Source organism: Streptomyces sp. FXJ1.172 (assembly GCF_001636945.3).
Classification (GTDB): Bacteria; Actinomycetota; Actinomycetes; order Streptomycetales; family Streptomycetaceae; genus Streptomyces.
The window spans coordinates 8,103,053-8,128,744 of record NZ_CP119133.2; the positions used below are offsets into that span (position 1 = coordinate 8,103,053).

General features: G+C 73.7%; 25 protein-coding genes and 1 pseudogene. 10 read left to right on the plus strand and 16 right to left on the minus strand.

Translation table 11 applies throughout. From position 1 onward, the window contains the following. Positions 1–2 precede the first annotated feature (2 nt). Positions 3–758, plus strand: coding sequence for a class I SAM-dependent methyltransferase (locus tag A6P39_RS36620; RefSeq protein ID WP_067051883.1), 756 nt, complete (start codon positions 3–5; stop codon positions 756–758). Here A6P39_RS36620 and A6P39_RS36625 read toward each other — a convergent pair. The 5 genes from A6P39_RS36625 to A6P39_RS36645 all read right to left on the minus strand — a co-directional run bounded on the left by A6P39_RS36625 (position 728) and on the right by A6P39_RS36645 (position 5,172). Further along, positions 728–1,504, minus strand: coding sequence for a GntR family transcriptional regulator (locus tag A6P39_RS36625; protein ID WP_067051882.1), 777 nt, complete (start codon positions 1,502–1,504; stop codon positions 728–730). The two genes, A6P39_RS36620 and A6P39_RS36625, sit on opposite strands and share 31 nt — an antisense overlap. 124 nt (positions 1,505–1,628) lie before the next feature. Then, on the minus strand, positions 1,629–2,597 hold the full coding sequence (locus tag A6P39_RS36630; protein WP_067051880.1) for an acetylxylan esterase: 969 nt from the start codon (positions 2,595–2,597) through the stop codon (positions 1,629–1,631). A gap of 186 nt (positions 2,598–2,783) precedes the next feature. After that, positions 2,784–3,368 (minus strand): Rv1733c family protein, encoded by a 585-nt coding sequence (locus tag A6P39_RS36635; RefSeq protein WP_067051878.1) that lies wholly within the window; start codon positions 3,366–3,368, stop codon positions 2,784–2,786. 366 nt (positions 3,369–3,734) lie between these two features. Beyond that, positions 3,735–4,454, minus strand: coding sequence for a ferredoxin reductase (locus tag A6P39_RS36640; RefSeq protein WP_067052134.1), 720 nt, complete (start codon positions 4,452–4,454; stop codon positions 3,735–3,737). A 112-nt stretch (positions 4,455–4,566) separates the two neighbouring features. Beyond that, a complete protein-coding gene (locus tag A6P39_RS36645) occupies positions 4,567–5,172 on the minus strand; it encodes a sulfite oxidase-like oxidoreductase (protein ID WP_067051876.1) in 606 nt (201 codons plus the stop codon). A 170-nt stretch (positions 5,173–5,342) separates the two neighbouring features. Here A6P39_RS36645 and A6P39_RS36650 point away from each other — a divergent pair, with 170 nt between their 5' ends. Both A6P39_RS36650 and A6P39_RS36655 read left to right on the plus strand, forming a co-directional pair. Continuing rightward, positions 5,343–6,266 (plus strand): NADP-dependent oxidoreductase, encoded by a 924-nt coding sequence (locus A6P39_RS36650; RefSeq protein ID WP_067051874.1) that lies wholly within the window; start codon positions 5,343–5,345, stop codon positions 6,264–6,266. 5 nt (positions 6,267–6,271) lie between these two features. Beyond that, positions 6,272–7,021 (plus strand): GNAT family N-acetyltransferase, encoded by a 750-nt coding sequence (locus tag A6P39_RS36655; RefSeq protein ID WP_067052132.1) that lies wholly within the window; start codon positions 6,272–6,274, stop codon positions 7,019–7,021. 50 nt (positions 7,022–7,071) lie between these two features. Here A6P39_RS36655 and A6P39_RS36660 read toward each other — a convergent pair whose 3' ends face one another. Beyond that, positions 7,072–7,470, minus strand: coding sequence for a MarR family winged helix-turn-helix transcriptional regulator (locus A6P39_RS36660; RefSeq protein ID WP_234379115.1), 399 nt, complete (start codon positions 7,468–7,470; stop codon positions 7,072–7,074). Between the two features lie 125 nt (positions 7,471–7,595). Between A6P39_RS36660 and A6P39_RS36665 the strand changes: the two genes are divergently transcribed. Beyond that, positions 7,596–8,738, plus strand: a complete 1,143-nt coding sequence (locus A6P39_RS36665) for a hypothetical protein (RefSeq protein WP_067051872.1) — start codon at positions 7,596–7,598, stop codon at positions 8,736–8,738. A 146-nt stretch (positions 8,739–8,884) separates the two neighbouring features. Here the strand turns inward: A6P39_RS36665 and A6P39_RS36670 are convergent, their stop codons facing one another. The 3 genes from A6P39_RS36670 to A6P39_RS36680 all read right to left on the minus strand — a co-directional run bounded on the left by A6P39_RS36670 (position 8,885) and on the right by A6P39_RS36680 (position 12,785). Further along, entirely contained in the window at positions 8,885–10,126 is a 1,242-nt protein-coding gene (locus tag A6P39_RS36670; protein WP_067051871.1) for a vWA domain-containing protein, read from the minus strand. After that, on the minus strand, positions 10,123–11,343 hold the full coding sequence (locus A6P39_RS36675) for an AAA family ATPase (protein WP_067051870.1): 1,221 nt from the start codon (positions 11,341–11,343) through the stop codon (positions 10,123–10,125). Before A6P39_RS36675 ends, A6P39_RS36670 begins: the two co-directional genes overlap by 4 nt. Positions 11,344–11,423: 80 nt before the next feature. Then, positions 11,424–12,785, minus strand: coding sequence for a hypothetical protein (locus A6P39_RS36680; RefSeq protein WP_067051868.1), 1,362 nt, complete (start codon positions 12,783–12,785; stop codon positions 11,424–11,426). Between the two features lie 322 nt (positions 12,786–13,107). On the opposite strand from A6P39_RS36680, the gene A6P39_RS36685 reads away from it, so the two are divergent. Continuing rightward, a complete protein-coding gene (locus tag A6P39_RS36685) occupies positions 13,108–13,941 on the plus strand; it encodes a putative protein N(5)-glutamine methyltransferase (RefSeq protein WP_079133637.1) in 834 nt (277 codons plus the stop codon). A 3-nt stretch (positions 13,942–13,944) separates the two neighbouring features. Here the strand turns inward: A6P39_RS36685 and A6P39_RS36690 are convergent, their stop codons facing one another. Continuing rightward, entirely contained in the window at positions 13,945–16,017 is a 2,073-nt protein-coding gene (locus tag A6P39_RS36690) for a SpoIIE family protein phosphatase (RefSeq protein ID WP_199840923.1), read from the minus strand. Positions 16,018–16,322: 305 nt separating this feature from the next. Between A6P39_RS36690 and A6P39_RS36695 the strand changes: the two genes are divergently transcribed. From A6P39_RS36695 to A6P39_RS36710, 4 genes are all read left to right on the plus strand, one after another. Beyond that, positions 16,323–17,204, plus strand: coding sequence for a hypothetical protein (locus A6P39_RS36695; RefSeq protein WP_067051866.1), 882 nt, complete (start codon positions 16,323–16,325; stop codon positions 17,202–17,204). Positions 17,205–17,311: 107 nt separating this feature from the next. After that, on the plus strand, positions 17,312–17,683 hold the full coding sequence (locus A6P39_RS36700) for a hypothetical protein (RefSeq protein ID WP_067051864.1): 372 nt from the start codon (positions 17,312–17,314) through the stop codon (positions 17,681–17,683). 206 nt (positions 17,684–17,889) lie between these two features. Then, positions 17,890–19,905, plus strand: coding sequence for an NADPH-dependent 2,4-dienoyl-CoA reductase (locus A6P39_RS36705; protein WP_067051861.1), 2,016 nt, complete (start codon positions 17,890–17,892; stop codon positions 19,903–19,905). Between the two features lie 30 nt (positions 19,906–19,935). Next, positions 19,936–20,481, plus strand: coding sequence for a PadR family transcriptional regulator (locus A6P39_RS36710; protein WP_067051857.1), 546 nt, complete (start codon positions 19,936–19,938; stop codon positions 20,479–20,481). A 33-nt stretch (positions 20,482–20,514) separates the two neighbouring features. Here the strand turns inward: A6P39_RS36710 and A6P39_RS36715 are convergent, their stop codons facing one another. After that, positions 20,515–21,054: a hypothetical protein gene (locus tag A6P39_RS36715; protein WP_067051856.1), complete on the minus strand. Its 540-nt coding sequence runs from the start codon at positions 21,052–21,054 to the stop codon at positions 20,515–20,517. A gap of 179 nt (positions 21,055–21,233) precedes the next feature. Beyond that, a complete protein-coding gene (locus A6P39_RS36720; protein ID WP_067051855.1) occupies positions 21,234–22,208 on the minus strand; it encodes a fibronectin type III domain-containing protein in 975 nt (324 codons plus the stop codon). A 448-nt stretch (positions 22,209–22,656) separates the two neighbouring features. Between A6P39_RS36720 and A6P39_RS36725 the strand changes: the two genes are divergently transcribed. Continuing rightward, entirely contained in the window at positions 22,657–23,358 is a 702-nt protein-coding gene (locus A6P39_RS36725) for a glycoside hydrolase family 75 protein (protein ID WP_067051854.1), read from the plus strand. 31 nt (positions 23,359–23,389) lie between these two features. On the opposite strand, the gene A6P39_RS36730 is transcribed toward A6P39_RS36725, so the two are convergent. The 4 genes and pseudogenes from A6P39_RS36730 to A6P39_RS36745 all read right to left on the minus strand — a co-directional run. After that, positions 23,390–23,800 (minus strand): PTS fructose transporter subunit IIA, encoded by a 411-nt coding sequence (locus tag A6P39_RS36730; RefSeq protein ID WP_067051853.1) that lies wholly within the window; start codon positions 23,798–23,800, stop codon positions 23,390–23,392. Positions 23,801–23,804: 4 nt separating this feature from the next. Then, positions 23,805–24,404, minus strand: a complete 600-nt coding sequence (gene dhaL / locus A6P39_RS36735) for a dihydroxyacetone kinase subunit DhaL (RefSeq protein ID WP_067051851.1) — start codon at positions 24,402–24,404, stop codon at positions 23,805–23,807. Between the two features lie 71 nt (positions 24,405–24,475). Next, a complete protein-coding gene (gene dhaK / locus A6P39_RS36740) occupies positions 24,476–25,468 on the minus strand; it encodes a dihydroxyacetone kinase subunit DhaK (protein WP_067051850.1) in 993 nt (330 codons plus the stop codon). An 87-nt stretch (positions 25,469–25,555) separates the two neighbouring features. Further along, a pseudogene (locus A6P39_RS36745) lies at positions 25,556–25,678 on the minus strand (NUDIX hydrolase); the annotation flags it as partial. Positions 25,679–25,692 lie beyond the last annotated feature (14 nt).

Sequence of the window (25,692 nt, forward strand, 5' to 3'; positions counted from 1 at the left end):
CGATGTTCGGTCCCGAAGGCCCCAGCCTGCGTGAACTCGCCGTACAGGCACTGTCGTCCGTCGAGCGCGGCTACGACCTGCTCGCCCCGAAGTTCGACCACACCCCCTTCCGGACACCCGACGAGGTGCTGGAGTCCGTCGCGGAGGCGCTCGCCCCGCTCGGCCCGTTCACGGACGGGCTCGACCTGTGCTGCGGCACGGGCGCGGGCACGCAGGTGCTGACCGGGCTGTGCGGCCGGAGCGTCACCGGGGTCGACTTCAGTGCGGGCATGCTCGAGATGGCCCGGCAGCGGGTGCACCCGCCCGCAGGCGGGCCCGAGGTCGCCTGGGTGCGCGGCGACGCCCGGGCCCTGCCGTTTCCGGCCGCCTTCGATCTCGTGGTCTCCTTCGGGGCGTTCGGTCATTTCCTGCCGCGCGAGCTGCCGGGACTGTTCGCCCAGGTCCACTCGGTCCTGCGGCCCGGCGGCCGATTCGCCTTCCCGGTGCTCGCCCCGCCCCGCCCGACGCGGCCCGGCTTCTGGGCGCTGCTCGGTTTCGACGCGGCGATGCGCGTGCGCAACGCCCTGTGGCGGCCGCCGTTCGTCATGTACTACCGGACCTTCCGGCTCGGCGACGTGCTGGGGGAGTTGGGGCGCGCCGGATTCGACGTCGAGCTGTGTGCCCTGCCGCGGTTCGGCCGGCGGCGGGACGGCAGCCCGCGGGCCCGGCTCGTGGTGGCCCGGCGCGGTCAGCCCGCGGCGGGCAGCGTGAACTCGTAGACCAGCGCGTCCTGTTCGTTCACGACCAGCTCGGTGATCTCCAGCGGCCGGGCGTACTGGTCGTGCACCCGCCGGGTCACCCGCACCGAGAAGGCGTCGCCGACCTGCGTGATGGCATCCCGGTGGTGCAGGGCCAGACCGGCCTTGCGCATCCAGTCGTAGGCCCGGCGCAGCTGCGCGGGTGTGGCCCCGTCGGCCCGGTCCCGGTACCGGGCCAGTTCCGCGACCTCCGCCAGTGCCACCGCCGAGAACGAGGTCACCGCCGTGCGCAGCGACCGGCCGTCCGGCGTGGCCGACCGGTAGCGGTGCACCAGCGTCGGCCGGTGCGGGGCCAGCCCCAGCGCCTGGGCGTGCTCCGGCGGCGGCGCCTCCCAGGTCACCGTGGCCCGGTCGACCGCACACGGGTCCGCCGAGCGGGCGCCCAGCGGGAAGACCGGCGCCGCCGGCGCCTCGACCGGCCGGCCGGGCAGCGTGGCATGGCTGCCACGCCGGTCGGTCGCGACCAGACCACTGCGGCGCAGCACCTCCAGCGCCTGCCGGACGGTCTCCCGGCTGACCTGGTAGTGCGCGGCCAAGTGCCGCTCGCCCGGCAGCCGTTCGCCCGGGGGTATGGTGCCGGCGCGCAGTTCGTCGAGCAGCAGTGCCGCGATCCGCCCGTACAGGGGCCGGTCGTCGAACTGCGCGGGTTCGTGGCTCTGCTCGGGTTCGTGGCTCTGTTCGGGTTCGTGCGGGGTGGTGCGGGCCATGCCGCGCCCTCCTGTGGTGACAAGACGTAGCCGTGCGGGCTCATTGCGCGACCACAATTAGCATTGGTCTAAACCACAAGGGAAGGGCGGCCCGACGGTTCGGCCGAAAACCCGCCCCGCTCCGTCAGGCGTACGACCCCAGCCAGCGCACCTTCTCCGCCTCGTGGAACGGACCGCCGCCCTCGTGGTCGTTGAATTCGTACACCTCGATCGCCTTGTCCTCGTGGGCCCAGGCGTTGAAGGCCGCGAACACCGTCGACGGCGGGCAGGTCTGGTCCTCCAGGGCCGCCGAGAACAGGGCCGGCGCCCGGCCCCGCGCCGCGAAGTGCACCCCGTCGAAGTAGGACAGGGTGCGCCGCACCTCTGCCGAGCGGCCGCGGTGCGTCTTGAGGAACAGGCCGATCTCACGGTATGGGTGACGGTCCGTCAGGACGGTCGCGCGCGGGAAGTCGCACAGGAACGGGACGTCCGGCGCGACCGCGACCAGATCGGGGACCAGGCCGCCGACGGCGAGCGTGATCCCGCCACCCTGGCTCGCACCGAGCGCCACGGTGCGTGCCGCGTCGGTCAGCGGGTGCGCACGGGCCGCCTCGACCGCGCGCACGGCGTCTGTGAACACCCGGCGGTAGTAGTAGTTCTCGGGCGCGTCCAACCCTCGTGTCATGAAGCCCGGGTAGGCCGGTGCCGCGCCCACCGGGTCCGCCGTGCCGCCCCCGCCGCCCCAGGCGCTGCCCTGGCCGCGGGTGTCCATCACGAAGTGGGCCCGGCCCGTCGACGCCCACAGCAGGTTCTCGTGCGGCAGTCCGCGCCCGCCGCCGTAGCCGATGAACTCCACGATCAGCGGCAGGGGCTCGGTCGCGCCGGCCGGCAGCCGCAGCCAGCCCTTGACGGGGTGACCGCCGAAACCCGCGAAGGTCACGTCGTACACCTCGACCGTGGACAGTCCGGTGTCCACCGGTTCGAAACGGGCGTCCAGTTCGTACGCGCGCGCCTGCTCCAGGGTCTTGTCCCAGAAGGCGTCGAAGTCGTCGGGCTCGGTGGACTCGCTCCGGTATGCGCGCAGTTCGTCGAGGGAAAGGTCGAACAGGGCCATCAACAACCGCCTTTGCGAAGAGACAGTGCCTCAGCTCACCGTACGTGCGTGATCGGATGACTGACCAGGCCCAGGAGCGCGGACGGACGTGGTTTCTGCGGGATCACCGTGCTGGTCACACGAGGAGTAAGCGCTTGCTCCCGGCTGAGACGTGTTGTTCGTCGGCGGGCAGCGATCGGGTCACCGTCAGGTCCGGGGCTGGGTCCACCTCGGTCCGGTCTCCGCCCACTCCCGTTCCCACTCCGCCATGCGGTGGCGCAGCGCGATCCGGCGCTCCACGGCGTGGCCGAAGAGCACGACGGCCGCAGTGCCGCCCGCAGCGCACACGCCGATGGTCACCGAGTGCTGCCACACCGCCGTGTCGTCCGGGGGCGGGGCGACGGGGCGGCCCTGCGCGTCGAACCACACGGACACCGTGTCACCGGTCCGGGTCCCCGCCGGCACCCGGGTCCAGGCGGTCCGGGTGACCTTGCCGGGCTCGGTCCAGCGGACCTGGGCCCGGTAGGGGTTCTGGCGGTCGCCCTCCACCGCGGACACCCGCCGGGGCGGATCGCCGATCACCTGGGCGCGCACCTCGTGGCGGGAGGCGCGGGCCGCCGCCGCGAGCGCACCGGCCTGGCTATGTGCGCGCAGGCCCGCGGCCACGCCGACCAGGGGTGCCACCACGAACAGCAGGACGGCGACGACCAGCACCGCCCACGCTTCCACGACATCCGAGTGGCGCCGCAGCGGATTGCGCTGCCAGCGCCAGCCGCACACCCGGGTACGCATGTCCACCTCCTCGCCGGTCGGCGCCGGAGAACGGGACGAGCCGCCGTGCGGCCCGCCGCCCCCTCCGCCGCTCACGCACACGAGCGTCCACACTCGTCTCGTACCCCGTACGGTGCCCCTCGTTCACGCCGCGAACCGCGGGTTCAAGCCCGCTTGGAGCGCGGATCGAGCCATGCGCCCCACGATCGCGCGCCCGATCCCGACGCGTGACCCCCTCTGCCTGGCCTTCGGACTGGGGCAGGCGTCTCACCCTGGGGCGCGGGCGAGCGGGCGAGAGGGACTGCAGCGGCCGGCGGGCTCGGTCCGGTGGTTCGCCGTCGGGACCGGGCCCGGGTCGGAGGGCCGGTCCTGGCCGCGGGCGGTGGGTCAGCCGAAGCGTTCGATGCGGATGCGGTCCACCGGCTGGCCCGCCGCGACCAGCAGCCGGGAGGCGTGCTCGGCGAATGCGTTCGATCCGCACACATAGGCCTCCCACCCATGGGCAGGCCGCTCGGCCAGGAGCGGCGCCACATGTGCTGCCGCCATACGTCCCACCGGCATCCCCTGTGGGGCGCGGCGGGTGAACACGGGCGTCGTCTCCGTGCCCAGCTCCGACGCGTAGATCAGCTCCTCGGGGCTGCGCGCCGAGACCAGCAGGCGCAACGGGACGGCGAGGCCGCGCAGCCGGTGGTGCCGCACCATCGACATCAGCGGTACGACCCCGGAACCGGCGCCGATCAACAGCGCGGGCCGGTCGCCCGGCCAGGCGAAGAAGCCGCTCAGCGGCCCGCGCACCTCGACCGTGTCGCCGAGGCGGGCCACCGTGTGGAACCAGCCGGAGACCTCGCCGTCCGGCACGTGATCAAGGGTCAGCTCGATGTGCCCGGAGTCGTCCGGCGCCGACGCGATGGAGTAGTGGCGCTGCGCCGTGTAACCGTCCGCAGCGGTCAGCCGCAGCATCAGATGCTGACCGGGCAGATGCCCCGCCCACCGGGGCACGGCCAGCCGGAACGTGGCCGCGCGCGGCGTCTCGCGCCGGATCTCCGTGAGTGTGGCGGTCTGCCACACGGCCGCCTCCTGATTGCTCACCTCGATCCGCCCGGGCACGGCGAACCGTGTCGCGGGAACGGTCGGGCCGGTCACCGGGCCGGTGGCCGGGGCGGTCGGCTCCGGAGCGGCCGTGATCGGGCCCGGGGCCGTCGGGTTCGTCGTCACCGTCTCAGTCACCGGAGTACCGCTGCTCCTCCCAGGGGTTGCCACGCTCGTGGTATCCGTTGCCCTCCCAGAAGCCCGGCTCGTCGTGGTCGAGCAGTGTGAGGCCCGCGATCCACTTCGCGCTCTTCCAGAAGTACAGGTGGGGCACCACCAGCCGCGCCGGGCCGCCGTGCTCGGACGGCAGCGGTTTGCCGTCGTACTCCCAGACGATCCAGGCCCGCCCGCCGGTGAGGTCGGCGAACGGCAGGTTCGTGGTGTATCCCGTGTGGGAGTAAGCGATCACATGTGTTGCGGACACATGGGGCCGCACCACAGTGAAAAACGCGTCCAACGAGACGCCGCCGAACCGCACACCGAACTTCGACCAGCCGGTCACACAGTGGATGTCGCCGTCGTACGCCGACGCCGGCAGCGTGTGCGCCGCGTCCCAGTCCCAGGTGTGCGGCCGCTCGACCAGGCCGTCGATACGGAAGGACCAGTCGGCCGGCGCCAGGTCGGGCGTGACCTCGGCGGACAGGACCGGCCAGTCCTCGCCCGCGTCGTACTGCCCGGGCGGCAGCCCCGGGTTGTGGACGCGCGGACGGCCCGTGAAGCCTCGCGTGACGTTCATACTTCAACCGTACGCTGTCGTTCCGGGTGCTCCGTCCCAGGTCACCGCCCGGATCATTGCGTCCGTATGAACTCTTTCGGGCCCAGGGAATAGCTCCGCGGCGCTTCTCCTTTGCGCTCGGTGCCGGCACCGGTACACCGGTGACAGCGCGAGAGAAGCGAGGAACGAGCATGCCCAAGGCGTACGTCTACACGCGGCACGGCGGACCGGAGGCCGAGGCGCTGACCGAACTGGACCGTCCGAGCCCCGGCCCCGGCGAGATCCTGATCGCGGTCCGCGCGGCCGGAGTCAACCCGGTCGACTGGAAGCTGCGTCAGGGCTTTCGCCGCCCCGGCGAGGATGAGCGCGTCTTCCCCATGGTCTTCGGCAGCGAGGCCGCCGGTGTCGTGGAGGAGGTCGGCCAGGGTGTGACCGGCTTCGCCGTCGGGGACGAGGTGTTCGGCAGCACACAGGCCGGCGGCTACGCCGAGTACGCCCTGCTCGCCGCCGGCGTCAGCGCCCACAAGCCGGCCGCGCTGTCCTTCCGCGAAGCCGCCACCCTCCCGGTCGCCGCGGCCACCGCCTACGACGGCGTCCGCCAGCTCGACCTGCCCGGGGGCTCGACCCTGCTGGTGACGGGCGCGGGCGGCGGGGTCGGCAGCGCGGCCGTGCAGATCGCCCGCGCCTTCGGGCTGCGCGTCGTGGGGGTGGCGAGCGAGGGCAAGAAGGACTTCGTGGAGTCCCTCGGCGCCGTCCACGTGTCCTCCGGCCCCGGCCTCGTCGAGCGGGTCCGGGCCGCCGCGCCCGAGGGGATCGACGGGGTGTACGACCTGGTGGGCGGCCCGCTGCTCGCCGAGGCCGCCGAGTTGCTGAAGGACCGCAGCAAGCTCGTCACGGCCGGCTCCCCGCTCGACGCCGTCGCCGCGCTGGGCGGCGCCCGGGTCGAGCGGGTCCGCACGGCAGCCGTCATGGAGGCCGTCGCCGACCTCGTCGTACGCGGTGCCCTGAAGCCGTTCGTCACCCGCACCTTCCCGCTGGAGCAGGCCGGCCAGGCGCTGCGCGCCGTGGAGGACGGCCACACCCGCGGCAAGATCGTGATCGAGGTGACCGCGTGAGCGTCATAGCCGGCTCCGGCGGCGACGAAGCGGCCACCGCCGCCGCGCACGTCCTCGACAATCCCGCCCTGGCCGCGCTGACCGGCCCGCACGCCCGCTTCGCCGAGCGGCGCGGCCGGGTGCTGCGCTACCCGCTCGACGTCTCCCCGTGGCTGGCGCTGCCCGACGAGCCGGACGCACGGGACTGGGCGGACCTGGCCGCGCTGGCGGGTCCCGGCGCAGAGGTCCCGCTGCCGGGCTTCCGCGGCGAGGTGCCCGAGGACTGGGAGATCACCTTCCGCATCGAGGGCGTGCAGCTCGTGGACGACGGTCTCGATGCCGCGCCGGACGCGGAGGCGGTCCGTCTCGGCCCGGCGGACGTGCCCGAGATGCTCGACCTCGTGGCGCGCACCCGTCCCGGACCGTTCCTGCCCCGCACGATCGAACTGGGCACCTACCTCGGCGTCCGCCGTGACGGCGCGCTGATCGCCATGGCCGGGGAGCGGCTGCACCCGCCGGGCTGGACCGAGATCAGCGCGGTCTGCACCGATCCGGGCTTCCGCGGCGAGGGCCTCGCCACCCGGCTGATCCGCGCGGTCGCGCACGGCATCCGGGAGCGCGGCGAGACGCCGTTCCTGCACACGAGCGCCCAGAACGCGAACGCGATCCGGCTGTACGAGTCCCTGGGCTTCCGGCTCCGGCGCCGCACCGCGTTCGCCGCCGCCCGCACCCCGCGACGGCCGGCGGACGAGCGCAGCGCGGCGGCGGTGGCGTAGCCGTCACGCGCGGGGCGCAACCGGTGCCCGGATGACCCGGCGACGGCCGGTCAGTCGGACGCAGAATCGCCGGGCCCCGCGTTGTACCGCTCCAGATAGGCCGCGAAGCGGACCAGGTCGTGCTCCGGCCAGTCGGCGAGCCGCTCGCGGAAGGCGGCGCGACGGCTGCGGGTGACCTGGGCGAGGATCTCCTCGCCCGCCTCCGTCAGATGCAGCACCTGGACCCGGTGGTCCTCCGGGTCCAGCCGGCGCTCGATCAGCCCGGCCCGCTCCAGCGCCGCCACCTGTCGGCTCACCGTGGACTTGTCCAGGGCGTAGTGCGCCGCGAGGTCCGTGGCCCGGCAGCCGCCCTGCTCCTCCAGATGGCCGAGCAGGGTGTACGACACCAGCGACAGCTCGGGGTGCATACGGCCCGCCGAGGCGCGGGCCCGGCGGGCGAAGATCGTCATCTCGCGCTGGATGGTCTCGACGGCCGACTCCGCTGCGCTCACGGGAATACCTCCTCCGGCGTTCTAGTTGTATAGTACAACTTGAACAGGGAGTTGTATAAGCCAACCTTTGGAGGTCCTGCGCGATGAGGTCCCCGGCCCTGCGCCATGTGCTCACGCACCTGATCACCCCGCTGCTGATGTGCCTAGGCATGGGGCTCGCGTACATGGGGGCCTTCGTCACCCCCGAGCCGCACCACCTGCCGGTCGCCGTCGTCGGCACCACCCCGCAGGCGAAGGTGTTCGCCCAGACGGTCAAGGACACCGCGGGGGACAAGCTCGACGTCCGTACGGTCGCCACCCGCGCCGACGCCCTCGACCTGCTGAAGTCCCGCGAAGTGACCGGCGCCTACGTGCCGAGCGCACGCACGCCCGAACTGCTGGTGGCCAGCGCCGCCTCGGACATGGGCGCGACGGCCGTCGAGAGGGTCTTCACACCGGTCGCCGCCCGGGAAGGCGTCCCGCTGAAGGTCACCGATGTGGCCGCGCCGGTCGCCGACGACCCCACCGGCCAGGGCTTGTTCTTCCTGCTGATCGCAGTCAGCATTGGCTCCTACGCCTCGGTCGCCGCCCTCGGCGCCGCGGGTGCCGCGCTCGCGATGCGGGTACGGGCGCTGCTCGCGCTCGGTGTCGCCGTCGTGGTCGGCGGCATCGGGACGCTGCTCGCCGGGCCGGTGTTCCACCTCGCGCACCACGACCTCGCGAGCGTGTGGGGGATGGCCTCGCTCTACTCCGCGGGCATCCTGCTGATCGGCGTCGGCCTGCACACCTTCCTGAAGCGGTGGACCACGCTGACCATGATGGTGCTGTTCGTGATGCTGAACTTCACCAGCTCCGGCGGACTCTTCCGCCCTGAGCTGCAGAACGGCTTCTTCGGCACCCTGCACGCCTTCTGGAACGGCGCCGGTTTCGTCGAGGGCATCCGCAGCCTGCTGTACTTCGGCGACGACGGCCTCGCCCGCAACGTGTGGACCCTCGTGGTCTGGCTGCTGGTGGGCCTGGTGGTGACCGGGATCGCGGCGCTGTACGAGCGGCCCCGGCACGCCCGGCACGCAGCCGGCCACAACGGGCCCACCGCTCAGCCGCAGCCGGCTGCCGCGCCGCGCACGACGGTGGACCAGGCCAGGGTCCGGACCCTCGCGGACACCGAGGAGACGGCCAAGGAGACGGCCGACGAGAAGGCCGAGGAAGAGATCGAGGAAGAGGTCGAGGAAACGGTCGGTGTCTGACCCCGGCACCGGCCGGGACCCCGCTGCCGAAGGGAAACAGCGACGCCGGGCCCCGGCCGCCGACGCCCCGGCCACCGGCCCACCCGTCGGGCACCGGCAGGGAACGTGCCGTCCGCTTCGAGGCGGGCAGTGCTCCTGCCGGGCCGTCAGGCCGGTGCCGGGCCGATTGTCACCACCCGTGCCCACGTGGGCGGTGTCTCCGGCCGGTAGGCGGGATCGTTCTCGTCGTACGATCCGCCGCTGCGCGCGAACAGTCCCACCACCGTCCGGCAGGGCGGCCGTGCCTCGGGCCAGGGTGTCTGTCCGTCGGTCAGGACCACCACCACGTCGGGCCGCCTCCGCAGGGCCCGGGCGAACCCGGTGCGCAGATCCGTGCCCCCGCCGCCCACCAGCTCGACGCCCTCTGTCCGGCACAGCGGCTGCACGGTCCGGGCCGCGGCGTCGCAGGACAGCACGGAGACCAGGTCCCGCCGCCCGCCCAGCGCCCGGCAGATGGCGGCCACCTCCAGCAGGGCGCTGCCCAGTTCGGTGTCACTGACCGAGCCCGAGGTGTCGACGACCACACAGACCCGCGGCGGACTGCGCCGCAGGCTCGGCAGCACCACCTCGGGCAGCCCCGCCGAGCGGCGCGCCGGACGGCCGTAGCGGTAGTCCTCGCCCACCCCCGGCGCGGAGACGACCGAGCGGAGCGCCGAGCCCAGCAACTGGCGCCACGGCTGCGGCGGATGGAACACCTCCTCGGCCCAGCGCCGCCAGCCCCGCGGGGCACTGCCCGGCACGCCCTTGATGCCCTGGGCCACCCGGAAGCGGACCGCGTCCCGCTCCTGCTCGCTCAGCCCGTGCGCGCCGTCGGGCCCCAGCTCCCACGCCCGCTCCAGTCCGTCGGCGCCGCTGCCGCAGTCCAGCCAGGCCAGCCGTTCCAGCCCCGGACCGAGCCGGAACTGCCGCAGGTAGTCCTCCATCAACTCGCCCGGGGGCAGGCCCAGTTTCCCCGGCGTCACGGCGTCCTCGGGGCACACCAGCCCGTCGCCGTACACGTCGTCGTTGATCTCGCAGTCCGCGGCGATGTTCATCCGCAGCCGCTCCGCCGGGCCGTGCAGTCCGCGCTCGCGGGCGACCCGGTCGCCGCGCCCGTGATGGTCGCGCAGCAGATGGGCCACCTCGTGCACCCACACCGCGGCCAGTTCCTCGAGCGGTGTGCGGTCCACGAAGGCCGGCGAGACATAGCACCGCCAGTACCGGTCGACGCCCATGGTCGGCACCTCGCGCGACTCCACCAGCCGCAGCGCGAACAGCGCCGTGGCCAGGTACGGCCGGACGCGGGCGGCGTGCAGCCGCGCGGCGAACAGCTTCCCGAGGTCCAGCGCCCCGGGTGCGTCCGCCGTCATCGCCGGGCCCCGGCACTCCGCGCGCCCCGGCGGGCGGCCTCGTCGGCCCGCCGGGACAGCGACACCACCCCGGACAGCCGCTCGACGGCCGCCGGAACGTCCCAGCCCTCCCGGCGCAGCGACGCCAGGGTGGTCGCCGGGACGACCACGACGTCCGGCGCGCCGGTCTCCATCGCCCGCACCAGCAACGCCCAGGCCGCGTCCCACCGGGCCCGTTCCGGCCGCGTGCGGACGGCGGCCACCACCGCGTCCAGCGCGGCCTGCCGCAGATCCCCGCGCTCGGGCAGCACGGCACCGGCCGGGTCGGCCAGCAGTGACTCCGGATCGGGCAGGTCCATCCGGTCCAGGCTCGCCAGCAACTCCAGCCCGGGACCGTCCCCGACGGTGCCCCGCACCAGCAACGACAGCACGTCCCGCGAGGCCCCGGCGGCGGTCGTGAAGGCGATCAGCCGCACCGTCGCCTCCCAGCTCCGGGGCGACGGCCACGCCCCGCCCCGCCGGCTCTCGCCCTGGGGCAGCCGGTGCACGAGCCCGGGCCGCGCGACGAGGAACTCGCACACCGCGCGCCGCGCGAACGCCACGGCCTCGGGCAGCCGCTCGGGGTCGAGCCGGGGCAGGGCCGCCCGTGGCCAGGTCCCGCCGAGGCCCCGTACGACGACGTCGTGGTCGTGGGTCCACTGCAGGTGCACGAACCGGTTGGCCAGCGGCGGGCTCAGCTCCCAGCCGTCGGCCGCCGAGGAACGCGGGTTGGCCGCGGCCACGATCCGTACCCCGGCCGGCAGCCGCAGGGAGCCGATCCGCCGCTCCAGCACCAGCCGCAGCAGCGCCGCCTGCACGGCCGGGGGAGCGGTGGACAGCTCGTCCAGGAACAGCAGCCCCCGCCCGTCGCGCACGATCCTCACCGCCCAGTCCGGCGGAGCCATCGGGACGCCCTGCACGGCGGGATCGTCACCCACGACGGGCAGCCCCGAGAAGTCGGACGGTTCGTGCACGCTCGCGATCACGGTGGTGAGCGGCAGGTCCAGAGCGGCGGCGAGCTGGGTCAGCGCCGCCGTCTTGCCGATGCCGGGCTCACCCCACAACAGGACCGGAAGGTCGGCGGCCACGGCGAGGGTCAGCGCCTCCAGCTGGGTGTCGGCGCGCGGTTCGGTCGTCGTGACCCGCAACAGGTCCAACAGGGAGTCGGCGACGGCGAGTTGAGGTGCATATGCAGTCATGTGGGATCACCTGGAGGGGAGTCGAGTCAGCGGGAGGAAGGAAAGGGAGTTCCGTCAAGTGGGCGGAAATGCCCGGCCGTTCAGCGCACGTGGCGGCGCTGCTGGTGCCCTGTCCGGTTGCGGTACGGGTCGGCGGGGGCGCGGCCGGGACCGGCGAGACCGGCCCGGTACAGCCCGTAGGCGATGCGCCGCTCGGCCGCGGCCGCCAGCTCGTCCCGCAGGGGGCCGTCCCGCAGCACCGCGTCGGGGCCCAGCAGCGCCTCCACCACCGCCAGGGCGCCCGCGCTGTCGCCGTGGTCCAGCCGTTCACGGACACCGGCGAGGCAGTCCGGACGCCGGTGCGCCTGGTCGATGACCCGCAGACAGGGCAGCGCGGGGCCGCCGAGCGCGGCCAGCAGCTCCTCGCGGCGGATCTCGTCCGGGCCGTGGTCCAGCGGGACCAGGACACCGTCGACCAGACCGATCCGGTGCCGGGCGCCCCGGCATTCCACGAGGCGTGCCTGGGCCACCGGATCGAGGGCGCGCGAGGGCCCGGCCGGCCGGTGACCGGGGGCCAGCGCGGCCGCCACCAGCGGGTGCAGCCGGTCCGGTGCGAGCAGGCCCGCGCGGAGCAGTTCCAGGTCGGGCGGGATCCAGGTCGCCGCGTCCGGCAAGGCGGGCAGCGCGGTCGGACCCCCGGCCGGGAGCTTCGGTACGCGCCGCAGAGCGGGCGTCGCCCCGTCCGCGCCCGGGAACAGCTCCAGGACCAGCCTGCGCCGGCCGCCGCACCGTACGACGAAGGCGCCGGCGGACCGCCCCTCGGCGGCCAGCAGGAGGTCCGCCTCGGCGGCCCAGCGGCCGACGGCACAGCCGTGCCCGGGCGGTGCGAGCCCCAGCGGATCGGCGTCCGGCGGCGCGGGCCCGCCGGCCCCCGACCGGTCGCGCAGCTCGGCGGCCCTGCGCGCGTCCCACAGGTGCCGGTGCAGATCGAGCCGGTAGCGCCGGTTGGGGTGCGGATGCGGATGGCCGCCGGTGTGCGCGTCGGCCGGATCCCACAGGGCGAGGCTGATCCGCTGGCCGGCCTCCGACCAGGCCGGCGGGGTACGGGCCACGAGATGCAGCGGACCGGCCCGGCCGGACCCGCCGTAGCGGGCCAGCGTCAGGGTCAGCCCCGGGCGCAGCAGCCCGTCGGGCGCGATCCTCGGCATGTGCCAGCGCAGCAGGTCGGGGGCGAGATGCCGCAGGTCGGCGCGGAGGCGGGCGGCCGTTTCCCGGCCGTGGGCACGGGCGACGGAACGCAGATCGAGGTCGGTGTCGATCCGGGCGGCGGAACAGGCCCCCGCCCAGTCACCGGCGGCACGGCGGCCGGTGGCCAGCTCGATCATGGACGGTGGCACGGCGTACGCACGTACGCGCTGCCACAGGGAGAGCCGGGAATCCCCGTACGCGGTGGAAGGGAGCATCAGCGCTCACCTGCCGCGGACGGGACCCCCAATCCGAAAGTGGAGTGAGTCGTCATCGCCAGGAGCGTAACCACGAACGGGGCGGCGCGTCACCCGTATTTCGCGGTGGCTCCGTGCGGTCGGTCCCCGCCGGCTCCGCGCGGCCGTTGGGATAAGGTGGCCGTCCGGTCGCGCATCGGTCGCGGCCCCGATCGCCGAGGAGGTGGGACCCATCACCGCTGTGTCAGCCGGGGTGCTCTCTCCTCAGGACGGCGCGGTGCGCCGGAAGCGGTGACCGCGGGAGCGCCCACCGGTCAAGCGCTCCCGAAAGGCTCCATCCCTCGTGCCCTCTTCTTCCCTCCCTCCTTCCCCTTCCTCTGCTTCCTCTGCTTCCTCTGCTTCTTCTCTTTCTTCCCTTTCCGCGGTCGTCTCCGCGCTGCGCGCCGCCGGGTGCGTCTTCGCCGAGGACGAGGCGGAGTTGATCCTCGCCACCGCCCGCGACGCGGCGGAAGTGGCCTCGATGGTGGACCGGCGGGCCGCCGGGCTCCCGCTGGAACAGGTCCTCGGCTGGGCCCGGTTCCACGGGCTGCGCGTCCGTGTGGAACCGGGGGTGTTCGTCCCCCGCCGCCGTTCCGAGTTCCTGGTCGACCAGGCGCTGGCGCAGGCGCCGGACGCGTCCGTCGTCGTGGACCTGTGCTGCGGCTCCGGCGCGCTCGGCGCCGCCCTCGCCGCCGCCCTGGACGGTGCCGAGGTGCACGCCGCCGACATCGACCCGGCCGCCGTCCGCTGCGCGCGCCGCAACCTCGCCCCCTTCGGCGGCCGGGCCCACGAGGGTGACCTCTACGGCGCCCTGCCCGCCGCACTGCGCGGGCGCGTCGGTGTCCTCGTGGCCAATGTGCCCTACGTCCCCACCGCCGAGGTCCCCCTGCTGCCGGCCGAGGCCCGCGACCATGAGCCGCTGGCCGCCCTGGACGGCGGTGCGGACGGCCTCGACGTGCTGCGCCGGGTGGCCGCCGGGGCCCCCGAGTGGCTGGCGCCGGGCGGCCGCCTGCTGACCGAGACCAGCGAACGCCAGGCACCGGCCGCCCTGCGGGCCCTCGCCGACGCGGGCCTGACGCCCCGTGCGGCGGTGTCCGAGGAGCTGTACGCGCACGTCGTCATCGGCGAACTTCCGTAATCCCTACGGCAGTTTCTGAGACCGGGCGATGAGCAGGGCGACGTCGTCGTGGTTGTCGGGGTGGTGCAGGGTGCGCAGGAGGAGGTCGCAGGTGTCCTCCAGGGGGCGGGCCGGGTCGTCGAGCAGGGACAGCAGGAAGTCCAGCCGCTCGTCCAGCGAGTGGCAGCGGGTCTCCACCAACCCGTCGGTGTAGAAGACGAGTTCGTCGCCGGGCTCGAAGTCGACGGTGACGGTGGAGAACGCGATCCCGCCCACCCCCAGCGGGACCCCGGTGGGCAGGTCCAGCAGCTCCGGCGGCCGGCCGGGGCGGACCCGGGCCGGTGGCAGATGGCCCGCGTTGGCGATCCGGCACTGCCGCAGATGCGGATCGTGGACGGCGTACACACAGGTCGCGATGGAGTGGTCCAGGGCCGACGTCGTCTTGTCCAGGTGCTCCAGCAGCAGCGCCGGGTCCAGGCCGAGGGCGGCCAGTGTGGTGGTGGCCGTGCGCAGCCGGCCCATGGTCGCCGCCGCGCTGATCCCGCTGCCCATCACATCGCCCACCACGAGCGCGGTTCTGCCGCCGTCCAGCGGGATGACGTCGAACCAGTCGCCGCCGACCTCGCTCGTCGCCCCGGCGGGCTGGTAGCGCGAGGCCACCTCCAGGCCGGTGGTGAGCGGCGGATGGCTGGGCAGCAGACTGCGCTGAAGGGTGAGGGCGGTGTTGCGGGCGTTCTGGTACCAGCGCGCGTTGTCGATCTGCACCGCCGCGCGGGCGGCCAGCTCCCGGGCGAGCACGACGTCGTCCTGGTCGAACGGCGCCGGGTTGCGGGTGCGTTTGAGGTCCAGGGCGCCGAGCACCTCGCCGCGCGCGATCAGCGGCACCGCGAGATACGAGTGCAGGCCCGCCCGGCCCAGCAGCTCGGCGGCCTCGGGGGAGCGGGCGATGCGCGGCAGGTCGTCGTCCTTCACCTGGGGCACCAGCACCGCCTCGCCCGAGCGCACGCACTGGGTGACCAGCCGGTCGGGCTCGTACCGGGCGGTCGCGCCGGGCGGATCGGCGGCCCGTACGGCGTGCGAGCCGTCCTGCGGGCGCACCGCGAGGGCCCGGATCACCGCCGACTCCGCGGGACCCAGCGTGCTGGGCCGGCCCTCCACGACCGCCTCCAGCAGGTCCACGGCGGCCACGTCGGCGAGTTCCGGTACGGCGACCTCGGCCAGCTCACAGGCGGTGCGGTCCAGTTCGAGCGTCGTACCGATCCGGGCGGAGGCGTCGGCGATCACCGCGAGCCGGCGCCGGGCGGCCTCCGCCCGCAGGGCGTCCTGGTGCTGCTCGGTGATGTCGACGACCGTGACCGCGACACCGAGCACATTGCCCGTGGCGTCCTCGAGCCGGTACAGCGAGTGCGCCCAGGTGTGGTCCTCGTCCGGGTCGGCGGGGGTACGGCCGACCAGGATGTTGTCGATCACGGGCACGCCGGTGTCCAGCACGCGACGGGCGTCGGCCAGCACGGGCTCGGAGTTCAGCATGGGGAGGACTTCGCGCAGGGTCCGTCCCAGGTGCTCGGCGGCCGGCACCCCGTTGATCTTCTCCAGGGCCGGGTTGACCGAGACGTACCGCAGCCCGGTGTCCAGGACCGCGTATCCGATCGGCGACTGCTTCACCATCCGCTCGGACAGCGCCACGTCCTGTTCCAGCCGCCGTACGGTCGACTGGTCGGCGGCGAGGCCCAGCGCGTACACGTCACCGTGGTCGTCCAGCAGCCGCATGTTGCGGAACTCCACCAGGCGGGTGCTGCCGTCCTTGTGCTTGACGGGGAAGCCGCCGGCCCAGCTCTGCCCGGTGCGCATCACGTCGGCGAAGAGCTTGCCGACCAGCTCCAGGTGCTGCTCGTGGACCATGAGCCGGGCGGCGTGCCGGCCGAGCGCCTCCTGCGCGGTGTAACCGAACAGTTCCTCCGCCTGCGGGCTCCACAGCACGATGCGGCCGTCGGTGTCCAGCACCACCGAGGCCACGCCCAGCACATCGAGCAGGCCGCCCGGCCGCACCGGCCCGGGCTCACTGCCCTGGGCCGCCGTCGCCTCGGCTGCACTCATGCCCTGCACCGCCTTCGCCCATCGGCACGGCATGTCGTCCCCTGTGCCGACTCCCCTTGCTCCACGCGCTCACACCCGACTCCCCGGCGCCTTTGCCGGCTATCTCCACCATCTCGTACACGGCCGTGCGCGTCCGCCGAAGCCGCAGCGGCCGACCCGACTCCCCACGCGCACATCCTGCACGCGGACCGCGCGGGCCGGGAGAGTTCACGCTCATGTTGCTCTATTGGTCTGTACATGACCACCTGGCCACGCCAGACTGTCCGCCGACCGAGTGCCCCACCCCCCTGTCCGAGGAGTCGGCCATGCCCGCGCCCGCCCGGCAACGTTGTCACGCAGTCCTCGCCGGACTCGTCACCCTGGCCACCGCCGCCGTCGTGTCCCTCGCCGCACCCGTGCCCGCGTCCGCGGCCGACAACTGGACCGAGACGGGCTCCGACCGCGCCGATCCGCTGACCGAGAGCCAGGGGCTGACCTCGGTTGAGATCCCGGCGAACAGCCCCAACCGGTACACCGGCATCGGCACCATCCCACTGAGCGTCTCCAGCCGGGGCTGGAATCACGTCGGCGACCCCGACGCCTCGTACAACGGCTACTACATCGAGCCCTACCAGCAGGACTCCGGCAACTCGAAGATGTACCGGGTGCAGGCGCCCGACGGCACCTGGTCGGAGTACGTCCACGCGCTGAGCCCCGGCGAGGCCCTGAACAACTCCTGGGACGCGATCTCGCCCGACGGCCAGTGGATGCTCTCCGGCGAGTGGGGGACGATGAACCGCTTCCTCGTCTTCCCGACCCCCGGCGTCAACCCCGGCACCTCGCCCGCGGCCGATCTCCCGCAGGCCTCCACGGTCAACCTGGACCACCCCGTTCGCGACGTCCAGGGCTGCGACTTCTCCGGCCCCACCACCCTGCTGTGCTCCTCCGACGATCCGGACGGCAGCCTCTTCGGCATGACCAAGCCGCTGCTCCAGATCGACCTGTCGGCCGCGCCGAACGGCTCCTCGGACGTCACCGGCCATGTCACCGCCCTGCGCCAGCTGCCGCTGCGCAGCGGCTGCTCGGGCACCTTCGAGGTGGAGGGCATCGACTACGACCGGCGTACCGGCATCCTGCGCGTGATCGTGATGTCGCCCGGCTTCTGCATCCTCACCGACAGCAAGACGTACAAGTTCTCGCGCGGCTGAGCCCGGCTGGGGGTGTGCTCCGCGGCCGGTGGTGTTTTCCTGGGGGGTGGACGCGGTTCGGCGGGGTACCCCGTTCCATCGCAGCGCGGCCACGAAAGGAGCGATCAATGGCACACACGGAGCGGTCGCATCCGGAAACCGTCACGGTGGAGATCAGCGGCTCCAAGGAGGACGCCCGCATCGTCTTCGACGCCCTGAGGTCCTGCTTCGCGTCCGACCGGGGCGCGGAGGAGGTGCCGCAGCAGTTGCACGAGACACGGCCGATGGTGTGGCTCGGCACGTACGACGTCGCGGAGGAGCACGAGCGGCACTGCCCGCCGGTCCACCTCGGCTCGTCCGTCCAGGCGGACATCCAGGGCGGCTACTGGGCGGTGAACCGGTTCCGGCACACCCTGGACTCGATCTTCACCGTTCAGGAGACCTGCACGGCCTCCGGCGACCAGGAGCGGGACCTGCACCTGCGCCTGGAAAGTGCCTGACAGGGGCAGCGGCAGTCCTGCGGCAGCGCCCCGGCCGGCTCCTCGCCGTCCGGGGCGCACCTGTGCCGCCTCGCGCCGAGACGGTCGTACACACCAGTGGTCACAGAGTGGTCGGCGTCACCTCACGGTGATTGTGCAACTAGTTGCACAAAGGCTCGGGTGTCCTCTACAACAAGGAGGGACGACACCCGTGCACGGAGGGCCCGATGAGCCGATACCCGCATCTGATGACCCCGCTCGACCTGGGCTTCACCACCCTGCCCAACCGCGTGCTCATGGGCTCCATGCACGTCGGCCTGGAGGAGGCCGAGCGCGGCTTCGAGCGGATGGCGGCGTTCTACGCGGCCCGCGCGCGCGGCGGAGTCGGTCTCATCGTCACCGGCGGCATCGCGCCCAACGACGAGGGCCGGCCGTACGAGGGCGGCGCCAAGCTCACCACCGAGGCGGAGGCCGAGCAGCACCGGGCCGTCACCGAGGCCGTGCACCGCGAGGGCGGCCGGATCGCGATGCAGATCCTGCACTTCGGGCGGTACGCCTACCACCAGGACCTCGTCGCGCCGAGCCCGCTGCAGGCGCCGATCAGCCCCTTCGCGCCGCGCGAGATGACCGACGCCGACATCGAGCGGACCATCGACGACTACGCCCGCGCCGCCCGCCTCGCCCGGCAGGCAGGCTACGACGGCGTGGAGATCATGGGCTCCGAGGGCTACCTCATCAACGAGTTCATCGCCCTGCAGACCAACCGGCGCACCGACCGCTGGGGCGGCTCCTACGAGAACCGGATGCGATTCCCCGTCGAGATCGTCAAGCGGGTGCGGCAGGCCGTGGGCGAGGACTTCATCGTCGTCTACCGGCTGTCCATGCTGGACCTGGTCCCGGGCGGCTCCTCGCTGGCGGAGGTCGTCACCCTCGCCAAGGAGATCGAGGCCGCCGGCGCGACGATCATCAACACCGGCATCGGCTGGCACGAGGCCCGCATCCCCACCATCGCCACCTCGGTCCCGCGCGGCGCCTACACCTGGGTCACCAAGAAGCTCATGGGCGAGGTGTCCGTGCCGCTGGTGACCACCAACCGCATCAACACCCCCGAACTCGCCGAGGAGTTGCTGGCCGGCGGCTTCGCCGACATGGTCTCCATGGCCCGCCCGATGCTCGCCGACCCCGACTTCGTCGCCAAGGCCGCCGCCGGCACCCCGGAGGCCATCAACACCTGCATCGGCTGCAACCAGGCCTGTCTCGACCACACCTTCAGCGGCAAGATCACCTCCTGCCTGGTCAACCCGCGCGCCTGCCACGAGACCGAGCTGGTGCTCTCCCCGACCCGGCTGAAGAAGCGCGTCGCCGTCGTCGGAGCGGGACCGGCCGGCCTCGCCTGCGCGGTCAGCGCCGCCGAACGCGGCCACGAGGTCACGCTCTTCGACGCCGCGAGCGAGATCGGCGGCCAGCTCAACATCGCCCGCAAGGTCCCCGGCAAGCAGGAGTTCGACGAGACCCTGCGCTACTTCCGCCACCAGCTCGACGCCCACGGCGTCGACGTACGCCTCGACACCTGGGTCACGGCCGGGACCGTGGCGGGCTACGACGAGGTCGTCGTCGCCACCGGCGTCACCCCGCGCACCCCCGACATCCCCGGCGCCGACCATCCCCGCGTCCTCGGCTACCTGGACGTGCTGCGCGACGGCGCGCCCGTCGGCGAGCGGGTCGCCATCCTCGGCGCCGGCGGCATCGGCTTCGACGTCGCCGAGTTCCTCACCGACAGCGGCGACAAGGCGAGCGAGGACCCGGCGACGTACTTCCGCGGCTGGGGCGTCGACATGGACTACCGGGTGCCGGGCGGCCTCGCCGCGCCCGAACGGCCCGCCCCGCCCCGCCAGGTCCACCTGCTCCAGCGCAAGACCACCAAGGTCGGCGCCGGGCTCGGCAAGACCACCGGCTGGATCCACCGCACCGAGCTGAAGCACCGTGGCGTGACCATGGTCCCGGGCGTGCGCTACGACCGGATCGACGACGCCGGCCTGCACATCACCGTCGGCGAGGAGAGCACGGTCCTCGAGGTCGACACCGTGGTGCTGTGCACCGGCCAGGAGCCGCGCCGTGACCTGTACGAGGAGCTTGCCGCCGCCGGGCACAGCGTCCATCTGATCGGCGGCGCGGACATCGCGGCCGAGCTGGACGCCAAGCGGGCCATCAAGCAGGGCACGGAGCTGGCGGCGGCGCTGTAGGGCCGCCCGGCGCGTCCTTAGGATGAGCCCATGTCACTCCCGCACGCGATCCTCACCGCCCTGCTGGAAAAGCCGTCGTCGGGACTGGAACTGACCCGCCGGTTCGACAAGTCGATCGGCTACTTCTGGTCCGCGACGCACCAGCAGATCTATCGCGAGCTGGGGAAGCTGGAGGCGGAGGGGTTCATCCGCACGCTGCCGTCGCAGGCCCCGGCCCGCGGGCAGAAGAAGAGCTACGAGGTCCTGCCCGCGGGCCGTGCCGAACTGGCCCGCTGGACCGCCGCCGAGCAGGACCCCAAGCCGCTGCGGGACACGCTCCTGCTGCGGCTGCGGGCCGCCGCGGTGGTCGGCACGGCGGGTCTGGAGGCGGATCTGCGCCGTCATCTGGAGCTGCACCGGCGGCAGTTGGCCGAGTACCGGGAGATCGAGGAGCGGGACTTCCCGCCGGACCGGGACGCCCCCGAGGACCGGCTGCGCCATCTCGTGCTGCGGGCCGGCATCGACCTGGAGACCTTCTGGACCCAGTGGCTCGGCCACGCCCTGGACCAGTTCGCCGAACTGCCCGACGCCGACTGACCCTTGCCCGGCCGTTACGGCCGCTACGGCCGCTCAGAGGCGGTACGGCTTCGAGCGGCGGCGCAGCAGCCATCCCGTGGCGATCACTCCGGTGCCCACCAGGGACGCGCCGACGCCCAGGGTCAGGGGACCGTAGTCCCGGGCGGCGCCGCCCAGGTCGCCCATCATGCCCCGCTTCGGCGCCGCCGAGTCCGTCGGCGAGGTCGCAGGCGCCGCGTGCGACGGGACGACCACCGACCGGGTGCCCGCCGTGCTGCCGCTGGAGCAGACCACGACCACGGTGTAGGTCCCCGGGCTCACCTTCGGCCAGGCCGCGGTCTGGCTGACGGACGTACCCGCCAGGGACACCTGCCGGCCCTGTGCGAAGTTCGCCTGCCGGCTGGTCAGCAGAGCCGCTCTGCCCCAGCTGCCGTTGATCGCGGAGCAGGCGCTGGTGACGACCGAGACGGTGGACCCGCTGGTGCTGACGGAGATGCCCGAGGCCGCGGCGGCCGGCCCGGCGAGGCCGGACGCAAGCGTGGCGGCGGCCGCCAGGGCCGGACCGGAGCGGAGGAGGAGTCGCGAGGTGTGCATGGGCTGGCCTCCGGCGGCACGGTCGGCGGTACGTCCCGTGCGCCGCCGAAGGTCGGAAACGTCCGTGCTGCCTGGTCAGCAGCCAACGCGGCCGGGGCCCCGCCCGCACCCGGACGGCACCCGGTCAGGTGACGGCTTCCTCCCTGCGGCGCAGAGCGGCGCACCCGGCCGTGCGGGCCTCAGCCGCCCGTGGTCACCGTCCACTGCGCCGACCAGCCGCCCCAGGTGCCGTCCGGCAGCCGGGCCCGCAGCCGCACCCGGTGGCTCTGGCCGGCGCCGGTGCCGCCGTAGAAGCTGTACCTCGCCCGGCCGGGCGGTGGCGTGCCGCCCCACACCAGTGAGGTGGCCGCCGTGCCGTCGAGCTGGATCTGGTACTCGGTGATCACCCCGTCCGTGCGCGGCGGGTCCCAGGCCAGGTCGATGTAGCAGGCGCCGCCGGCCCGGTGGGTCGTGGCCGTGAAGCCGGTGGGCGCGGTGTTCCGGCCGTCGTCGGTGCCCGGAGTGGTCAGGCGGACCGGGGCGCTCGCGGGGGAGAGGTTGTCGGCCGCGTCCCGGGCCCGGACCGTGAAGACGTAAGCAGTACCCGGGCGCAGCCCGGTGATCACGGTCGCCGTCCGGCCGCCGCCGACGGTGTGGATCCGCGCCCCGCCCTGGTAGACGTCGTACGACACCACGCCCCGGTCGTCCCGGGACGCGCCCCACGACAGCTGGACCGCGCGGCTGCCCACGACCCGCCCGGCGGGCGTCGACGGCCGGGTCGGCGCCGAGCGGTCCGCCGTCACCCAGGCCGGTGTCCGCGCCTGTACCGCCTGGCTCGGCGGGCCGAGGCGGCCGGCGCCGTCCCGGGCTCGCACGGTGAAGGCGTACAGGGTGGACGGCCTGAGCCTGGTGACGTCCACCATGTGCTGCGAACCCGGCACTTCGGCCGCTTTCGTGGTGCCGCGATATACCTCGTAGCTGCGGATGCCGGGGGAGAAGGCCACCGCGTTCCACATCACGTGCACACTCGTGGCGCTGCCCGCCTGTGCGGTGACCCCGGTCGGAGCGCCGGGCGCCCGGCCGTCCCCGCCCTCGTCGGCCCGGCCCCAGCCGCAGGAGGCGACCAGCAGCGGGGCCGTGCAGACCACGGCGAGCGGCAGGGGTACGCGTCGCACGGCTCTGCCTCCCCGGGGACGGCATCGGCATCACGCAAAGGTCCGGACCAATATGCCCGGCGGCTACGGCCCCGGCAAGAGGCCCGCGGGGTCGTCAGCCGAGCGGGCCCCGCACGGGCGAGCATCCGGGGGCGTTACGTATGCTGAGGCTCCCCATGGCTGAACTGCCCGCGAGAACACGGGAGTTCATTTCGCCGGCGCGGACACGCTGTCGTCGCCGAAGCCGCGCCGACGCGGGCGGCCGGGGGGTCCGGGCCGGCTGTGTCCCGGACCTCCGGCCCCTGTTGACCCGGCCGTCGCTCCGGTCCCACACGGGTCCTGTCCCTCACGGGGCGTCAGAAGCGTGCTCCATCCGGCCCCTTCGGAGCGGCCGGGACGGCCCGGGGTGCGGCCCGGCACCCACAGTGGGCTGGATGTCCGCCCGTCCCCGACGAGAGGATCCCCCATCGTGCGTGTCCCGTCGCTGACGCTGGCCGCGGCCGGCGCAGCCCTGCTCGCCCCGGCCGCACTGCCCGGCCCGGCCGCCGCCGTCCCGCCGCGGGAGCGGCCCGAGGCCCGCAGCGAGGGCGCCGTCGCCGCAGCCGACCTGCTGGCCCGGGTGGGCGAGTGCCACCAGATCTCCCGGGGGCGCTACCGCACCGACGCCGGCGGCCCCAGGACCGTCCGCGTGTGCGGCACCCGGCACGCCGTGTTCTGGAAGGCCGACCTGGACATCGACTGCGACGGACAGGCAACCGCCCGCTGCAACCGCCGTACCGACCCCGGGTTCGCCGCCGCCACCGCCTTCCCGCAGTCCGACGGCCGCAATCTGAACGCCGCGGCACTGCCCTACATCGTCGTCCCGGCCCCGAGCCGTACCTGGAACCCGAGCGCCGACGGCGTGCGGGGCGGCTCCGTCGCCGCCGTCGTCTACCGGGGCCGGGTGCAGTACGCGGTGGTCGGCGACACCGGCCCGAGCGACGTCATCGGCGAGGCCTCCTACGCCACCGCCCGGGGCCTCGGCATCAGCGCCGACCCGCGCGACGGCGGGGTACCTTCCGGCGTCACCTACATCGTCTTCAAGCACTCCAGCGTGCACCCCATTGAGGAGCACGCGGCGGCGGTGGCGGCGGGGGAGCGGCTGGCCCGGCTGTTCTCCGTCGACCGGTGACCGGCCCCGCTCCCGCCGCCGACCGCGGCCGTCACACCTTGCGGTAGCCGTACGACTCCGCCGCCGCGGCCTCCACGGCGTCCAGACCGGCGCCCGTGGCGGCGGTGACCACGGCGGCCACGGCGCCCTCGAGGAACGGCGCGTCCACCAGCCGGGTGCCGTCCGGCAGTTCGTCGCCCTCGGCGAGCAGCGCCTTCACGGTCAGCACGGCGCTGCCGAGGTCGGTGAGCACCGCGACCCCGGCGCCCCGGTCGACCGAGGCCGCGGCGGCGGAGATCAGCTCGGCGCTGGTGCCGAGTCCGCCGCCCTCGGTGCCGCCCGCCGGGGCCACCGGCACGGCCGCGGCCCCGCCCGCGAGCCCCTTCGCCAGCTCGGCCACCGAGGCGGCCACCTGCGCGCTGTGCGACACCAGCACGATCCCGACCCGCTTCTCCTCGCTCACGGGATCAGCCCTCCGCCGCCGCTTCCAGCCCGGCGATCAGCAGCGCCGACGAGGTCGCCCCCGGGTCCTGGTGACCGATGCTGCGCTCGCCGAGATAACTCGCCCGGCCCTTGCGGGCCTGGAGCGGGGTGGTGGCCCCGGCGCCCCGCTCGGCTGCGGCCCGCGCCGCGGCGAAGCCGTCGCCGAGCGCGTCCACGGCCGGCTCCAGGGCGTCGACCATGGTCTTGTCGCCCGCCTCCGCCCCGCCGAGCTTCTTCACCGCTTCCACGCCGTCCCGCAGCGCCGCGGCCAGCTGCTCCTCGCCGACCTCGGCCGCCTCGCCGAGCGCCTTGCCGGTCCGGCGCAGCAGGGTGCCGTAGAGCGGCCCGGACGCCCCGCCGACCGTGGAGATCAACTGCCGCCCGGCCAGGACCAGAACGGCCCCCGGGGTGTCCGGCGCATCCTTCTCCAGAGCGGCCATGACGGCCGTGAAGCCGCGCTGCAGATTGGTGCCGTGATCGGCGTCCCCGATGGGCGAGTCGAGTTCGGTGAGCCGCTCCGCCTCACGGTCGACGGACGCGGTGGTCGCCGCCATCCAGCGGCGGAAGAAATTGGCGTCGAGCACTGGATCTCCTTGCGTGGCAGGGGCTTTGACGGGCGTGGCGAGGGTGCGGGAGTGCCCGCGCGTATCACATCTCACATCCCCCAGCGCAGCGCCGGGGTCTTCACCGGCGCGTCCCACAGCCGCAGCAGCTCCTCGTCGATCTGACACAGCGTCACCGAGGCACCCGCCATGTCCAGGGAGGTGACGTAGTTGCCGACGAGCGTGCGGGCCACGGCGACCCCGCGCTCGGCGAGCACCCGCTGCACCTCGGCGTTGAAGCCGAACAACTCCAGCAGCGGGGTGGCGCCCATGCCGTTGACCAGCACGAGCACCGGATTGCGCGGGGGCATGTCCTCCAGGATCGCGTTCACCGCGAAGTCGGCGATCTCCCCGGAGGTCATCATCGGCCGCCGCTCCCGGCCCGGCTCGCCGTGGATGCCGATGCCCAACTCCAGCTCGCCGTCCGGCAGATCGAAGGTGGGGCTGCCCTTCGCCGGGGTCGTACAGGCGCTGAGCGCCACACCGAAGCTGCGGGAGTTCGCGTTCACCTGCCGCCCGATGGCCTCCACGCGCTCCAGCGGCTGCCCCTCGGCCGCGGCGGCGCCCGCGATCTTCTCCACGAACAGCGTCGCACCGGTGCCGCGCCGGCCTGCCGTGTAGAGGCTGTCGGTGACCGCCACGTCGTCGTTCACGAGCACCTTGGCGACCTGGATGCCCTCGTCCTCGGCCAGTTCGGCCGCCATGTCGAAGTTCAGTACGTCACCGGTGTAGTTCTTCACGACGAACAGCACGCCCGCACCGCTGTCGACGGCGGCCGCGGCGCGGGCCATCTGGTCCGGCACGGGCGAGGTGAACACCTCTCCGGGACAGGCGGCGGACAGCATGCCGGGGCCCACGAATCCGCCGTGCAGCGGCTCGTGCCCCGACCCGCCGCCCGACACGAGCGCGACCTGCCCGGCCACGGGAGCGTCCCGGCGCACGATCACCCGGTTCTCCACGTCCACGGTCAGATCGGGGTACGCGGCCGCCATACCGCGCAGCGCGTCCGCGACGACGGTCTCCGGCACGTTGATCAGCATCTTCATGCCTGTCTCCTAGGGAAGGTAGCAGGTGAGCCTCGGGGCGGGTGGGCGGAGTCCTGCTCCTCAGTATCGGCCTTGCGCCGGTGAAGGTCATGGGGCGTAGGGGGTGAAATGCGCCGGGGTGTGGTCGATGGGCAGCTCGGGGCGCCATGCGGTGAGGATCTGGGCGCTGCACACGAACAGGCCGTCGGGCAACCGGTCCAGGGGGTACCAGGAGGCCTCAGCGT